Raw genomic sequence first — 14284 nt, forward strand, 5'->3', positions numbered from 1 at the left:
CACGCCACGACGTGCACACCACCGGCAGAACAGGCACGAGACAGAAGAAGCCAACGACCCCACGACCACGCCGTACTGGTTAAAGATCAAGTTAGCCGACCATGACCAATCTCAGCGGCACCTTCTTGTACCGCAACTACTCACATCCGAACCCGCTGGGGGCTTCTCGCCAGTCCGCCTGGGAGAAGTGCCAGTTCGCCAGGACCACCGAGTTCCCCGAGGCCCCTTACTCGAAGGCCGGGCCGCCGACCTCCGGAAGCGTCGACTCAGTCCTCGCTGCCGTCGTCGTCCTCGTCCGGCTCCGGCGCGTCCGGATCACGCAGCGGCCGCGGGCGCCGACGGCCAGGACCTGGGCGGTATGTCCGGCCAGTGCGTGATCACCTTGTTCAGGTTCACGCGGTTGCGGGCCAGGTCTTCCAGCGCGCCGTAGCTGCCGGTCCCGATGCCGGGCATGGTGGCCCGCCAGAACCGCTGGTCGTCCAGGTCGCGGCCGGGGGAAGTTGTAGCTGGGGATCTTGAACAGGCCGAACACCATGCCGGAGTTTATGTGGACAGTGCAAGTCGATCACCCTTGCGTCCTTCAGAGCGTTGAAGAGTTGGTCGAATGCGGCCAGTCCGTCTCAGCTGGCCGGTGACGGCTCGGCGGGCGGCTGGACCTGGGGGTGCGCATTAAGGGCGATCACCGCGCTCTGCAGCGCCGGGAGAGCCCCGTGACATCCTGTGGCAGTGCTTTTGAGCGATCATGCGAGCAGTGTCGAGCTCAGCCTGCTGCGGTATCAGTTCTCCGAGGTTCGGGGTGACTCATACGACGACAACTGGCTGGTCGTCGGTGGGGCGGTGACGACTCCCGAGGGCAGCTGGTCCTTTGCCGATCCATGTCTGCTGACCGGTGAAGCCCGTGAGGTGTCCGCTTGGTTGCGCGCGGTGGCCGCTGGGACGGTGGCTGTGACCGGACCTGATGCCGAAGGCTGGTTGTCCCCGGACACGTGGTTCGTCGAGCCGGTCCTGGCTGTTAGCCTCGCCGATCGGAGCGACAGTGGGGCGGTGATTCACGTTCACCTGTCCTTGGAGGCGGCCCCGCCATGGCAGGGCGATGACGGGGCGGACATCTACCAGTACGTCGTGGAGGTGCGGGTGGATACGGATGCACTGCTTCACGCAGCTGACCAATGGGACCTTGCTCTGGCTTCCTTCCCGACTCGCTGATCAGCGGTGACCCTTCTCCAGGGTGTCGGTCGGGTCTTCGAGGGGCTGGCCGAGGTCGTTCAGGAGTTTCTCGATGCGGCCGGCGGTGCAGTGGTGGCGCTCGAATTCGCGCGCCCAGCCGTTGTCGGCGGCGTCGGTGGCGAGGGCGTTCTCGACCTTGCGACGCGCCCGTAGCCGTGGCGCGTAGGCCGGGGTCGTGACGAACTACACCGTTGAGCGCTTGATCAACCGACTGAAGGACTGGCGCGGCATCGCCACACGATTCGACAAGATGCCCGAGAGCTGCCTCGCCGGCCTCGAACTCCGTGCCTCGATGATCTGGCTCGAAGACCTCTTACGAGCAGTCGATTGATCGCGACATCACGCAGCCCTCAGGCCTCAGGGTCGACAGAAGTGCGTTTGTAGTGACATGGGTAGGGATAGGGGTCCCCACCGTCCGCGTGGACAGTCCCATCCATCTGTAGCTCTCCATGCTCCAAAAAGAATTGCAAAATCTGGATGTCGTTGTGATTCTTGAACCTAAGTACCAGATAGGGCGACAGGCCAGGGTCTTTGTTGACCCCATGCCATTTCCCGTCGGATGAACGGCGTGTCACCTGCGCCTCCGGCACGGGGCCGTCCCACTCGACTGGAAAGTCTTTGCTGGAAAAAGTGTAATCGTCACGTAGTCGAACTATCGGCGATCCGCATTTCTGCTCCCCGTCCCATCGGCCGACCAATTCGGAATGAGTTACGGCCTTTGGAGTGACGACGGGTTTGCCTGCCCCGCAAGAGGACGGGGCGAGTGCCGCCACGGTGGCAGCTGCAAGGCTTGCACTGATGCGAAATATGTCAGATTTCATGCTATCTGCTTCCGGCCGTATTTTGGATGGCGCCCAGTATGCCGGTTGGTGATTCGAAAGAGACGGCCTAGATCGATCAGCCGGTTTGAACCCTCTGCATAATGATCTCCGCTATGCGAACACCAGTGGTGTCCATCACCTGGGCCTCCCGACGGAGCCAGGGCAGGGCTCGCCCATAGTCGGCCAAGTGGTCAAGGCGCCACTGACGAGCGCCAATGCTCTCCGGCTTGGTGTCAGTTTCGATGTGTTCGGCCAGCGTTTCCTGGTCGGTGTCCAGCCGACAGAGTCTCGATCCGGACCGTGGTCCGATTCTTCGCTGTACGCGATCCTGAGCTCCACCGCCACAGTCCGACGGTGGAGCCGTTGCGTGGGATCCTTAGCAGCCTGCGGTGATGTTCCCGCAATACACCCAGCCTGTGTTACCGTTATCGTTTCTGACGTAGTACCACTTGTTGTGCGCGTCGTTGTACGCATAGTGCGACCACCAGACGCCCATCCCTGGGAAAATGACGCCGGTTGGCGCACAAGTGGCGCGGTAGCACTCTCGGATATTGGCGTGCTGGGTGGCCTCTGTGGGCGTCCATGTGGCGGCCTGGGCACTGGTCGAGACGGCTAGCGCGACAGCGGCGGCGCCGAAAGCACCCAGAACGGCAGTGCGTTTACGCATGGCGTGAGTCTCCTTCTGACAGTACGGAGCATCCCTGAGCGCGCCAGGGAACGTGGTTGTACTGGTGCAACCCCTTGCCTGCCGCCCACTCTGGACGAACACCGCCAGGAGTGACCAGGGATTCGCCCTGTCCCGGACATGTCCCAACCGCCGTCCCACGACCGGGCGAGCCGACGACGCAGGCAGCCCGAAGCGCCCGTATCTCCGTACGGAACAGCCGCAGTTAGTCGGACAGCCTCCCAGAAGGCGGAAGCAATTCCCGGATTGTGTCCGCGACGACGAGCTCCCCGTGCCCAGGAAACTTTGGTGAACGGGCTTACGAGTGAAGACATGAGACGGTAGGCCGGTACCTGACCCGTGTGTCTCCTCCCTGGTAGCGTTCACGGCATGTCTGCCGCTTCGTGCGCGGCCGCTTGCGCCGCAGTGACCAGGACGTCCCGCTAGCGGCGGGACGTTCGACTCACACTCCTCCTGGACGTCCAACCGCTTCGTGATCAGACCGGAGCGGCACGTTCGTGCTGCTCAGAAATTCTTCTGAGCGACGGAGCACCTGATGTTCTCAGGCATCCTTTCTTTCCGCAGGCACACCCCGTCCCCTGCACGCGCATGGCTGGTGCTGTGCGCGGTGTCCATGCTGCAGTTCTTCATCGCGGTCGACGTGACCGTGGTCAACATCGCCCTGCCCTCGATCGGCGCCGCCTTCGACATCGACGGGCACGCTCTGACCTGGGTCGTGGTCGGGTACACGGTCACCGGTGGCGGGGTGCTGATGCTCGGTGGCCGGCTGGGCGACCTGCTCGGGCGGCGGTGCGTGCTGCTGCTCGGCACCGGCCTGTTCGGCGCCGCGTCCCTGTTGGCAGGCCTGACCCCCACGTTTTCCTTGCTGGTGGTCGCGCGCCTGCTGCAGGGCGCCGGTGAGGCCATCGCGCTGCCTGCCGCGATGGCCACCATCGTCCTGATGTTCCCCGAGGGCCCGCGTCGGTCGCGGGCCCTGAGCGTGTGGGCGGCGGTGGCCAGCTGTGGTCTCGTGCTCGGATTCGTCCTGTCCGGAATCATCACCGCCCACCTGGGGTGGCGGTGGATCTTCCTGGTCCCGGTTCCGTTCATCCTGGTCGTGCTGCTGGCAGCCGTCTTCCTGGTCGAGGGCGACCGGCCCGTGGCCAAGGACGCCCCGCCGCTTGACCTTCACGGCGCGCTGCTGCTGACCGCCTGCCCGCTGCTGTTCATCTTCGGTGTGGTCGAGGCCGGCGAACCCGGAACACCTGCATGGATGGTCCCAGGGGCGCTGGCCGGGGCGGTGGCCGCCGGGGCCGGGTTCGTGCGTGTCGAGGCACGCTCGCGTAACCCGCTGTTGCCGCTGCGCTTCTTCGCCAACCGTACGCGTGTGGCGGCCAACCTGACCACGATGCTGCTGAGCGGGGGGTTGTCGACCTCGTTCCTGCTGTTCACCTTCTATCTGCAGGACCGGTTGGGCATCGGCCCGTTGGGCGCGGGCCTGACGATGCTGCCTCTGGCGGTCTCGCTGATCGTGTTCTCCCTGCTCGTGCCTGGTCTGCTGAGCCGCTGGGGAGCACGCGCGTGTGTGCTTGCCGGCATCGGGTTCACCGCGGCCGCGATGGTCGTGATCGCGCTGGCCTCGGCCCTGCAGGCAGGCGGGGTTGCGTTGATCCCGGCCATGCTCCTGATCGCGGCCGGGATGGGGTTCGGCATCGTGGGGCTGCAGTACGTCGCAGTCAGCGGCGTCACCGAGGACGACGCAGGGATCGCCTCGGGCGTCCAGCGCGCGGCTGACCAGCTGGGCGGTGCGACCGGGGTAGCAGTCTGCGTCGGGATCGGGTTCGCCCCGACCCTGCACTCCCTCGATCCGTTCCTGGTTGCCACCCTGCTGGCCGCCGTGGGGCTCGTGACCGGTGCGGTCGTGGCCTGGCGCATGCCCGCGCCCGTTTCCACAGCGGACCTGCAGGAACAGGCCGGGTGACCTTCGCCCCGCCGGGGTGCGCCGCCCCGACTGCCGGGGCGGCGCACCCCGGCGGGACTTGCTGGTCAACGCCCTCTACGGGCCCTGTGCTCGTGTCCTGTCGCAGTGCATTTGACAGACAGCAAACTGTTGACCTGCCGGGTTGCCACGTTGCTTGAGAGCGATGGCCCTCGGCATTCTCAAACGACTTGGCTTTCACGGAAGTTGCGCTCGCCGCACTGCTGGAGCGTGGAACGCGGTAGGGGGTTGCTGCGTTTCAGCGGTATGAGAAGCACTGTGATTGTGGTGACAGTCGGCGTCGCCGCCGGTGTCTGCCTGTTTTTGGTGGATCGCGCTTTGCTGTGGGCGGAGCGCCGTGGGTGGATCTATTACCGCAAGACGAAGGGGCGTACTTCTGCGCTGGTGGAGGGGTTCTCTCCAGCCGCGCAGGCGGTGAAGCAGGCGATGGAGCAGGAGAGGTTCCGCAAGAACGTCCGGATCGGAGAGGGGGCGCCACTTGGAGTTGACCTGGACGAGGGCGTTGCGCGGATTCGTCGCTCAGAGCCCGGTCGGCAAGAATCCGCCAACCCGAATGAGATCGAGTAAGAATCGGCCAGCTTGAATGCGACAGGACATCCGCCCACTTGGGGTGTCGTAACGAGTGGCGAACCAGGTGACAAGTGGCTCAGGGGTTGCGCAGGCCCTCGCTGCAGCGCGGAACGGCACCAGGGCCGCTCTGCATCCGTCAAAAACCGCCGTTCTCTGGCTTTGTTCACGACTTCCGACAGCGATTGTTCAGCTCGTTGGGAGGCGGTCTTTCGTGAGGGAAGTCGTTGTTCATGAGAACGGGCAGCACCCTGTTGAGGCGGCCGCAGCCGGTCCTCGGGATCGAACATCGCTGGCCCGCCGTGACGCGGCGCAGCCGCCATCGCGGTCCTCCATCGATGGCGGTTGCGCCGCGTCTCAGCTCAGCCGGGTGGTGGCGTAGGCCTCGATGGCGTCGCGCTGGTACGCGGCCAGGCCAGGAACGATGGCCTCGTACGCGGCGCGCCACGTCTCGTTGTCGACGATGGAGCGTCCGATGGCCCGGTACTCCTCGGCGGAGACAGTGCGCAGTTCGGTCAGTGCCCGGTACTGGGCGTCGATTTCGGCCTGGACCGGGTCGGCGTCGGCCGGATGCCCTGCGGCCATGAGTTCAGCCAGCCGGATCATCTGCGCGGTGCGCTCACGGTGCGCGGTGTCGGCATCGGCCTGGCTCATCGTGACGGCGCGTCGTGCGACCTCTTCGGCGAGTTCGGGGAAGTCGCGCATGTTGTCCTCGTACTGGGAGGGGGTCACGCCCTCGAAGAGGTTCTCCGGTCTGTTGATGGTCATGTGGTTGCCGTCCTTTCTGGACTGCTCCAGTTCGGCGATCGTGCGGGAAACGGTGCCGGCCAGTACGTCGAGTCGGTCCCGTTCCACGAGGAGGCGCTGGTGGTGGCCCCGCAGGGCATCCACCTCGTCGACCTGCTCAGACAGGATTCGGCCGATCTCCGGCAGCCCGACGCCCAGCGCCCGCAACACGAGGATCTGTTGCAGCCTCAGGAGCTGGTGCTCCTCGTAGTAGCGATGCCCATTGGCGCCGATCCGGGCCGGCGGAAGCAGGCCTGTCTCGTCGTAGTGGCGCAGTGTCCGGGCGGTGACGCCCGACATCCGGGCCACCTCCGCAATCGGCCAGTCCATCACCGCTCCTGCACGTGTGTGTCGCCGGGCCGGTGTCTCCGGCCCTGGTCACGACGGTAGGAGCTGCCGCAACGGCAACTTCAACCCCGAGACCCAAGATCCTCGCAATCGAACAGTCACGGTCTACACACCAGGCGGAACGGCCTTTGCCCGCTGCCGAAACTCGTGAACATACGGACCCTGCCCAGGGCCCCGGTGCCTCCCGAATCCCCGTAGAAACGCTGTCGTCTCTCGTGAACAGAGCCACCGGTGCGTTACCGGCCATCCGTCGGCGTTCCCGCCTGAACGCGGCGGAGCCCGTGCCACCGTGGTCCGCGTCCAGACAAGTCACCCGCCCAGCGGGTTGTCACGGAAGGGCACGACATGCGATCGAACAAGGTGAGGGCGCTCGCGAGCTTCACGGCTCTGCTCGGGATCGCCGCCGGGAGCCTGGCAGCGTCCGGAACCGCTGTTGCGGCAACGCCGGAGAGACGCCAGACCGTGGTCTCCGGGCCGGCCGCGATCACCGAGGTCGTCAACCTCGGGCTGAGCACCTCGCAGGCGAAGCGAGTTCAGTTCTATCTCCGCTACTACGCCGGGGTCTACACGGGCGCGATCGACGGCCTCCTCGGGACCGAAAGCTGGAAGGCCATGCAGCGGGAACTGCGCTCCTACGGCTACACCGGGGCCATCGACGGCATTGTCGGATCCGGAACGATCAAGGCCCTCCAGCAGTTCCTGAAGAACGCCGGGTTCTATTCCGGGGCCATCGACGGCATCGCCGGATCGGGGACCAGGGCCGCGTTCGCGGCCTGGGCCAACCAGCTGCCCATGGACTGATGTCAGGGGCGGAGGGGCCCTGACAGCGTGAGGACAGTCGGGGCTGGTCCGGCCGCACTGAGGCCGGACCAGCCCCACACGGGGTGCCGTTGACGAGCGGCGAGCCAGGTGACAAGTAACCCGCCAGTAGCTTCCTGGGCGGGTGGCGGCATCCGGAGCCAGCACAGGGGCGTTGACCGCCCCGGGGTCGGGGCGGCCGTTGAACCCGGTGACGTCCCGTCGGTCGGCGTGGACCGGGCGGCGAGGCCTTGGTGACACCTGGTCAGGCGAACAGAAAGCGTTTACGTGGGCGTTCGAATTCTGCGCGGCCGAACAGCGCTCCCAGACCGGCGGGGCAGCCTGCTCCGTGGTCGACTCCGTCGGTTCCTGCCGGTACCGGTACCGCGTGCTTCTCGGTACACGCCCGTCCCGGCGACTGCGCAGCGGGGCAGGGACAGGAATGTCGTGGCGTGGGACCTCGGTCAGCCAGGGGCGATACGGCTGAGGTGCTCCCAGGACCGGTACAGATCCGCTCGGGCCTGGCCCATCGCCAAGACGTGATCAAAGGACTGGTTGCCGACTATCAGCCGTCGGGGCGGGTCCGGCAGTGCGGCCAGTTCCATGATGACCGGGGCAGCGGTTTCCGGCTCCGGGCCGACGGCGTCGCCCCACATCGCCTCCATCTCGGTGCGCAGGGGCTGATACTGCGCCAGGGGTTCGGTGGTCGTGGTGCCGACGGTGAACAGGCCGGTGTTGTAGCCGCCCATCTGCACGTTGGTGACCTTGACGCCGAACCCTTCGACCTCCATCGCCAGTGCCTCGCTGACCGAATCCAGTGCGGCCTTGCCTGCGCCGTAGAAGCCGACTGTGGCCATGCCGCCGCCGCTGCCCATCGAGGTGACCTGGAGGAGCCGTCCCCCGCCTTGGGTGCGCAAGTGAGGAAGGACCGCCTGAGCCACCCACACAGCGCCGAAGAAGTTCACATCCATATGCGCTCGGATCTGTTCCTCCGTGGCTTCCTCCACCATGCCGTAGAGCATCCCGCCTGCGTTGTTGACGACAACGTCCAGTCTGCCGAACGCAGCTGCCGCCCGCTCCACCCCGTCGAACACGCCCTGACGGTCGGCGACATCCAGCGAAAGCGGGACCAGGTGGCCGGGGTACTTCTCGGTCAGTTCCTCCAGGGGCCCGACGTTGCGGGCGGCAGCCACTACTCGGTCGCCGCCCGCCAAGGCGGCCTCGGCGAAAGCTCTGCCCAGGCCGCGGGATGCACCGGTGATGAGCCAGACTCTTGTATTCCCCACGGCGCCTCACCCTCAGTAAAGAAAACGGTTCGTCTCGATTCGTTTTGAGCCTAAGGCATCACTCGAAGTCCATCAATACGGATCGTCTCGTTTCGTTTGGGGGTAGGCTGAACGCATGTCCAACAAGAAGGGGCCGGACCACTCCCGGCGCAAGGAACGTTCGCGGCAGGCAATCTTCGCGGCTGCCCGCGCCCTGGTAGCAGAGGAGGCGTACGAGAAGGTCACTGTCGAAGCCATCGCTGCCCGTGCCGGCGTCGGCAAACAGACGATCTATCGGCGGTGGCCGTCGAAGAGCGCGGTCGTCTTCGCCGCCCTTCTGGCTCTGAGTGAGGATGCGGACGGACAGTCGGTCGCGCTGCCGGACACGGGCGACCTTCGGACAGACCTCAAGTTTGTCATGCGTGCCACGACGGAGGAGTTCGCCGACCCGTCCTTCGACAGGCTGATCCGGGCCCTCAACACCGAGATCACCAACGATGCCGCGCTGGCGGCCGAGTACCGCGAGAAGCTGGCTCAGCCGCTGGAAGAAGCGAAGAAAGCACGCTTGCGCAGCGCCCAGGAAGTCGGCCAACTCGGCGCCGACGCCGACCTCGACCTGGTCCTCGAAGTGCTCTACGCCCCCCTCTTCCAGCGGTGGCTGCACCGCAGCGGTCCGCTGACCGCCGCATACGCCGACTCACTTGTCGACGCGACCCTCAGAGCTTTCGGCCCCTGAACAGGAGCGGATCCACACCCGCAGAACTCGGCCCGGTCTGCTGTTCTGTGTGGTGCTGCCCTGGGCCGTCGAGCAGTACGACGCCGCGCTGGCGCCCGCAGGCTGACGATCCTGCTTCAGTCGGCCGCCGACTCGTCCTCATCCTCGTCCAGCTCTGGCGCGTCCGGGTCACGCAGCGGACGCAGGGCGCCGGCGGCCGGAGTGGAGACGGTGAAGCTGTAGCGGCCGAGCAGGTTCAGGTTGCGGTGCTTGAGCGGAGGAAGGCGGGCGATGTCCTCGTCCCGGAGCTCGTGGCCCTCGGCCTGGAGCTGGGTGACGGCGGCGTTGATGTACCGGTGGTCCAGAGCACGATGGCGTTGAGGACCAGGCCGAGCGCGCCGAGCTGGTCCTATCCGAACTAGTGTGCGACATCCCGTGAGTTCCCCTGAGCTCTGCTGACTCCCTGGGCCCGTGGCCGGGGGGTTCTTCCTCCTTCGTGTGCTCTGCGGGCTCCTGACGTAACTTCGGAATTCTTGAAGCGTTCTCACCTTGTCCGACCGATCCGCAGTCGGGCCGAAGGCGAGGAGGCTCGGGTTGGCGGCGCTGGCAGTCGTACGGGACCTGCGTGAGCACTGGGCGCCCGCGTCGGCGGAGGAACTGGAGCGGTTCGAGACCGACGTGCTGTCAGGGTTCGTTCTCGCGCGGGCCTCGGCAGGGCTGGCGGACGGCACCATTCGCGGGGACGTCGGTCACCTGGATCAGATCAGGTCCTGGTTCGGCCGACCGTTGTGGGACATGGAGCCCGCCGACGCGGATGCGTACTTCGGGAAGGTACTGCGGCACTCGCCCAGCGGCACCCGGCTGGGCCGGTCACAGGCGCTGAGTACGTACTTCATGTTCCTGGAGCTGCGGCACAAGGTCGAGATCCACCGGATGACCGGCCGGGTGGTCGAGTGCCCGATCGACGAGATGAACCGGCCGCGCGGGGCCAAGGATGCACAGTTGCGGATCCCGCCGAGCGAGCCGGAGGTCGGGGCGCTGTTCACGGGCTGGGGTGGCGAGCTGGCGACCTGCAGGAAGTTCGCCCCGACCGCCCGGAACTACACCGCCTCGAAGCTGATGTCCCAGGTCGGCCTGCGGGTGAGCGAGGCATGCGGCCTCGACCTGGACGACATCAAGTGGGACCTGGGCCGCTTCGGCAAGCTCCACGTCCGCCACGGCAAGGGCGCCCGCGGCTCGGGGCCGCGTGAGCGGATGGTGCCGCTGATCAACGGTGCCGACCGGACGCTGCGGTGGTTCATCGAGGACGTGTGGGGTCAGTTCGACGACGATCACACACGGCCCGGTGCCCCGCTGTTCCCGAGTGAGCGGAAGAACACCGACGGTTCCGCACGCCGGGTCGGCGACGACGCCCTGCGCAACGGTCTCGACAACGCCGTCGAGGCTCATCTGCCGGGCTGGACGGACAGGTTGACGCCGCACGTCCTGCGGCATTTCTGCGCGTCCCAGCTCTATGGGAATGGGCTGGACTTGCTCGCGATCCAGGAGGTTTTGGGACATTCCTGGATTGCCACCACGATGCGGTATATCCACGTGCAGCAGACCCGGGTCGAGGACGCCTGGGTCGCCGGGATGGAACGGGCCGCGAAGCGGCTGGAAGGACTGGCCCGATGAGGTGGAACCTGCGGCTGACCGCCGCGAACAAGGGTATCTGGAAGGCATCCGAGCTCCAGCGGAGCCTGGCCGAGCACGGCCTGGTGATCTCGGCCGGAAAGATGTCCGGGCTGTGGTCCGGCCAGCCGGTCTCCCTCAAGCTGGACGACCTGGACGTCATCTGCGTCGTGCTGGGCTGCGAAATCGGCGACCTGCTGATCCCGGAACCGCAGAAGGTCACCCGCCCCGGCGAGGAGAACATCACCCAGACCGCTGTCGGTGCCGCCGCACCGGTTCCAGCGGTGGTGCCCAAGCGTCGCGACGGCTGGTCGCTGCCGCCTGCATGAGCCGGTATCCGAAGGCCTACTACAAGCCCACCGACTCCTGCGACGGCTGCCTGGCCTGGGGCGACTTCAGCGGACGACTCTGCCCGACCTGCTACATGTTCGGCCGCAGCCACGCGACGGCCGTCTGCACCGGCTGCCGCCGTGTCCAGCCGCTGAAGTGGGATTTCTGTCGTCTGTGCTGGTGCCAGGCCCGGTTGGGGGCCCAGGCCGCTGTCGACCAGCTGGCCGCGGAGGCCGATGTGAGGGCGCGCCTCAACGCGGTCCGGCACCATCAACTGTTCTTCATGGGCATGCACCACCGCAACGGATCGGCACCCGCCCCTCGGCGGCGCGGCGGACGGCGGGGCGCCCCTCGCAAGCCGCCGCCCGCGCCGGCCTGGCGGCCGAATGCCGACTGGAGACAGCTGCCGCTGTTCGGACAGGTCCCGCGCGACTACGGCCGCCTCGACCCCTCCGGCGTCGACTTGACCAGCCCCTGGCTGACCTGGGCGAAGTACCTCGCTCACCGGTTCGCCGAGGCACGGGGCTGGGGACGCAACATCCGCTTCGCCGTCAACCGCGGCCTGGCCCTTGTCCTCACCGGGTACGTCGAGGGCGACGCCATCCGGCACAGCGAGAGCTTCACCCCGCTCCGGTCCCGCGACCTCCCGGTCGGCCACGTCGTCACGGTCCTGGAGGAGATGGGGATCTTCGAGGACGACAGCGAACCCTCCTTCGAGGGCTGGCTCGCCGAGCGTCTGAAGAGTCTCGCACCCGGCATCCGCTCGGAGGCCGAGCGCTGGACCCGCGTCCTGCGTGACGGTGGCCCCCGCAGCCTCCCGCGACGGGAAGGCACGGTCTGGCTCTACCTCAACCGTGTCCGGCCGGCGCTGCAGGAATGGTCGGACCGCTACGACCACCTTCGGGAAGTGACCTGCGACGACGTCCGGACCTACATCAAGACACTGCACGGCCACCACCGGCGTGACCAACTCGTGGCCCTGCGCTCGCTGTTCACCTGGGCCAAGCGGAATGGGCTGCTTTTCCGCAACCCGACCAGCCGGATCAAGGTCGGCCAGTACGAGTACGGCGTGCTCCAGCCGCTGGCCCCCGCCCAGGTCGGCCGGTCCGTCGCGGCGGCCACCACCCCGGCAACACGACGCATCCTCGCCCTCGCCGCGGTGCACGCCGCCCGGGTCGCCCAGATCGGCATGCTCATGCTCGACGACGTCGACCTCGGCAACCGACGGCTGACCATCGCCGGACGCGTCCGCCCGCTCGACGACCTCACCCTGAAACTGCTGCTGGACTGGCTGGAGCACCGTCGAAACCGGTGGCCGAGCACCGCGAACCTCCATCTGCTGATCAACAACCAGACCGCCACCAAGACCAGCCGCGCCAGCAACCACTGGATCAGCGCCTCGATGCGCAGCCAGGACGCGACGCTGGAGCGCCTCCGCGTCGACCGGCAGCTCGAAGAGGCCCTGACCCACGGGCCCGATCCGCTTCACCTCGCCGAGGTGTTCGGGCTCGACGAGAAGACCGCGATGCGCTACGCGGACTCCGCACGGGCACTACTGGAACAGGCAGCCGAGCACTCGGCATCGCCCTCGGGAAAAGAACTTGGCTCGGATTGACGCGACTTGGAGTCGGCGTCAGTAGATCCTTGGGAGAGGCGCAGGCACTCATCCCAGGCTTCAAGAAAGCTCTCGTAGGTGTTGAGGCGTTCTTGGCGCATCCAGTGACCGTGCTCGACGGCACCTTGGTCCTGTACTTGCCGCCGGACGGCTTCGGCGTTCTTTTCCGCGCCGAACTTAGCTGCCCGCGCCCCAACAACCGCTCCCAAGCCGGTTGCCACTAACCCGATCACTGCGATGGCGAGAGGAACCACGAAATCCGTCACGGCGGCACATCATGGCTGCTCAATCAGTTCAAGGGAACACCGCGTCGTGCGGCCTGACAGCAGGACCAACGGCATCACAGCTCGTCAATCAACCGCGAATACATGAACATGTCCCGGCGTTCGTCCCCCACCTGTTGCCATCCACGCAGCACCGAGCGCAACCCGCGCGGAGCAACCTCACCGCTGCTTCATCAATGACGACAGAGGGTGTCGGGTTTACGGCCGACGATGGACGTATGCGCGAAACCCCAGAAGAACTCAACAAGCTCCAGTCCCTCCTCGACTCCTCCCTCTCCGGCTCGACCGCACACCTCCGCTCGATCGTCGAGGGCCGCACCATCACGGCGGCGCAGCTCACCGGGGTCCTCACCGGCATGTGCACGCTCGCCCTCTCCACGGTGACCGCAAAGGGCGAACCGCGGATCAGCGGCGCCGACGGGCACTTCCTGCACGGCCGGTGGCACTTCGGCACGGCGCGCAACGCCGCCAAGGCCCGTCATCTCGCGGCCCGTCCGGCCGCCAGCGTCGCGCACATGCGCGGCGAGGACCTCGGCGTGTTCACCCACGGCACGGTGGAGGAGCTGAACCCCGAGGACGCCGAGACCACGGCCGACTGGCAGGAACTCCTCGCCTACTTGAAGGACTTCTACGGCGACGACGACGCCTTCGACTGGAACCGCGAGGTCGTCTACTACCGGCTGAACCCGCACTGGATGACCGTCTACGCCCCCGACCTCGACAAGCTCACCGGCACGTGACGCCGGGCCGTCGACGAGGGCCTGCACCTGCGCGTACGTGGGTGCGGGGCCGGTCGACGGCGCGCCGTCGCGTACCGCCAGCGCCGTGGCGACGGCCTCGCCCAGCGCCCGCCGGTACAGCAGCGACCCGAGGCTGCCCCGCCCCCAAGCTCTCAACCCTTCCCCAAGCTCTCAACTCCGCTTCGCTGCGTTCGAGCAGGGGGCCGCTCGGCGTCTTGCCGGTCCAGGGGACCAGGAACGGCAAGGTCGCGAGTTGGCCCCGAACCCACGGAAGCAACTCCGCAGAGCACGACGACGGACCCTTGAGTTCCCACCGAGAACCCTTCAGCTTGCGTGAACTCACGGGACTCCCGGGGTCTGAGATTGGTAAGCGCCGTTAATCGGGTGGCCTGTATTCCTCGCAGGGGGACCGGTGTCTGTCACCGTGTGTGCCCCGTTGGACGAGTGGCGGGTG

14 protein-coding genes and 2 pseudogenes are annotated in these 14284 nt (G+C 66.7%); 11 read left to right on the forward strand and 5 right to left on the reverse strand.

Annotated elements, in window-relative coordinates; all coding sequences use genetic code 11:
* Positions 1-357: 357 nt before the first annotated feature.
* A pseudogene (locus tag ACWCQ6_RS32510) lies at positions 358-541 on the reverse strand (Tn3 family transposase); the annotation flags it as partial.
* 185 nt (positions 542-726) lie between these two features.
* On the opposite strand from ACWCQ6_RS32510, the gene ACWCQ6_RS32515 reads away from it, so the two are divergent.
* The 3 genes from ACWCQ6_RS32515 to ACWCQ6_RS32525 are packed head-to-tail and all read left to right on the forward strand — an operon-like array spanning position 727 to position 1558.
* Complete coding sequence (locus ACWCQ6_RS32515; protein ID WP_451095377.1) at positions 727-1206, forward strand: WapI family immunity protein; 480 nt, start codon at positions 727-729, stop codon at positions 1204-1206.
* Positions 1207-1212: 6 nt separating this feature from the next.
* Positions 1213-1380, forward strand: a complete 168-nt coding sequence (locus ACWCQ6_RS32520) for a hypothetical protein (RefSeq protein ID WP_451095379.1) — start codon at positions 1213-1215, stop codon at positions 1378-1380.
* A 22-nt stretch (positions 1381-1402) separates the two neighbouring features.
* On the forward strand, positions 1403-1558 hold the full coding sequence (locus ACWCQ6_RS32525) for a hypothetical protein (protein WP_451095403.1): 156 nt from the start codon (positions 1403-1405) through the stop codon (positions 1556-1558).
* A gap of 19 nt (positions 1559-1577) precedes the next feature.
* Here ACWCQ6_RS32525 and ACWCQ6_RS32530 read toward each other — a convergent pair whose 3' ends face one another.
* On the reverse strand, positions 1578-2048 hold the full coding sequence (locus ACWCQ6_RS32530; protein ID WP_451095381.1) for a hypothetical protein: 471 nt from the start codon (positions 2046-2048) through the stop codon (positions 1578-1580).
* A 1292-nt stretch (positions 2049-3340) separates the two neighbouring features.
* Here ACWCQ6_RS32530 and ACWCQ6_RS32535 point away from each other — a divergent pair.
* Both ACWCQ6_RS32535 and ACWCQ6_RS32540 read left to right on the forward strand, forming a co-directional pair.
* Positions 3341-4693, forward strand: coding sequence for an MFS transporter (locus ACWCQ6_RS32535; RefSeq protein WP_451095401.1), 1353 nt, complete (start codon positions 3341-3343; stop codon positions 4691-4693).
* A gap of 285 nt (positions 4694-4978) precedes the next feature.
* Positions 4979-5278 carry a hypothetical protein gene (locus tag ACWCQ6_RS32540; RefSeq protein WP_451095383.1) on the forward strand — a complete coding sequence of 100 codons (300 nt, stop codon included), beginning with the start codon at positions 4979-4981 and terminating at the stop codon, positions 5276-5278.
* 357 nt (positions 5279-5635) lie between these two features.
* Here the strand turns inward: ACWCQ6_RS32540 and ACWCQ6_RS32545 are convergent, their stop codons facing one another.
* A complete protein-coding gene (locus tag ACWCQ6_RS32545) occupies positions 5636-6394 on the reverse strand; it encodes a MerR family transcriptional regulator (protein WP_451095385.1) in 759 nt (252 codons plus the stop codon).
* Positions 6395-6757: 363 nt separating this feature from the next.
* Here ACWCQ6_RS32545 and ACWCQ6_RS32550 point away from each other — a divergent pair, with 363 nt between their 5' ends.
* Positions 6758-7213, forward strand: a complete 456-nt coding sequence (locus ACWCQ6_RS32550) for a peptidoglycan-binding domain-containing protein (RefSeq protein ID WP_451095388.1) — start codon at positions 6758-6760, stop codon at positions 7211-7213.
* 461 nt (positions 7214-7674) lie between these two features.
* Here ACWCQ6_RS32550 and ACWCQ6_RS32555 read toward each other — a convergent pair whose 3' ends face one another.
* On the reverse strand, positions 7675-8496 hold the full coding sequence (locus ACWCQ6_RS32555; protein ID WP_451095391.1) for an SDR family NAD(P)-dependent oxidoreductase: 822 nt from the start codon (positions 8494-8496) through the stop codon (positions 7675-7677).
* 115 nt (positions 8497-8611) lie between these two features.
* Between ACWCQ6_RS32555 and ACWCQ6_RS32560 the strand changes: the two genes are divergently transcribed.
* Positions 8612-9211 (forward strand): TetR/AcrR family transcriptional regulator, encoded by a 600-nt coding sequence (locus tag ACWCQ6_RS32560; protein ID WP_451095393.1) that lies wholly within the window; start codon positions 8612-8614, stop codon positions 9209-9211.
* 116 nt (positions 9212-9327) lie between these two features.
* On the opposite strand, the pseudogene ACWCQ6_RS32565 reads toward ACWCQ6_RS32560, so the two are convergent.
* Positions 9328-9599, reverse strand: a pseudogene (locus ACWCQ6_RS32565) (Tn3 family transposase); the annotation flags it as partial.
* Positions 9600-9784: 185 nt separating this feature from the next.
* Between ACWCQ6_RS32565 and ACWCQ6_RS32570 the strand changes: the two are divergent.
* From ACWCQ6_RS32570 to ACWCQ6_RS32585, 4 genes are all read left to right on the forward strand, one after another.
* On the forward strand, positions 9785-10864 hold the full coding sequence (locus ACWCQ6_RS32570) for a tyrosine-type recombinase/integrase (protein ID WP_451095395.1): 1080 nt from the start codon (positions 9785-9787) through the stop codon (positions 10862-10864).
* Positions 10861-11190 carry a helix-turn-helix domain-containing protein gene (locus tag ACWCQ6_RS32575; protein WP_451095397.1) on the forward strand — a complete coding sequence of 110 codons (330 nt, stop codon included), beginning with the start codon at positions 10861-10863 and terminating at the stop codon, positions 11188-11190. The genes ACWCQ6_RS32570 and ACWCQ6_RS32575 overlap by 4 nt, the downstream gene beginning before the upstream one ends.
* Entirely contained in the window at positions 11187-12806 is a 1620-nt protein-coding gene (locus tag ACWCQ6_RS32580; protein ID WP_451095399.1) for a hypothetical protein, read from the forward strand. The genes ACWCQ6_RS32575 and ACWCQ6_RS32580 overlap by 4 nt, the downstream gene beginning before the upstream one ends.
* A gap of 502 nt (positions 12807-13308) precedes the next feature.
* Positions 13309-13830: a pyridoxamine 5'-phosphate oxidase family protein gene (locus tag ACWCQ6_RS32585; protein ID WP_081235495.1), complete on the forward strand. Its 522-nt coding sequence runs from the start codon at positions 13309-13311 to the stop codon at positions 13828-13830.
* Positions 13831-14284 lie beyond the last annotated feature (454 nt).

Source organism: Streptomyces sp. NPDC001880, from assembly GCF_053594575.1.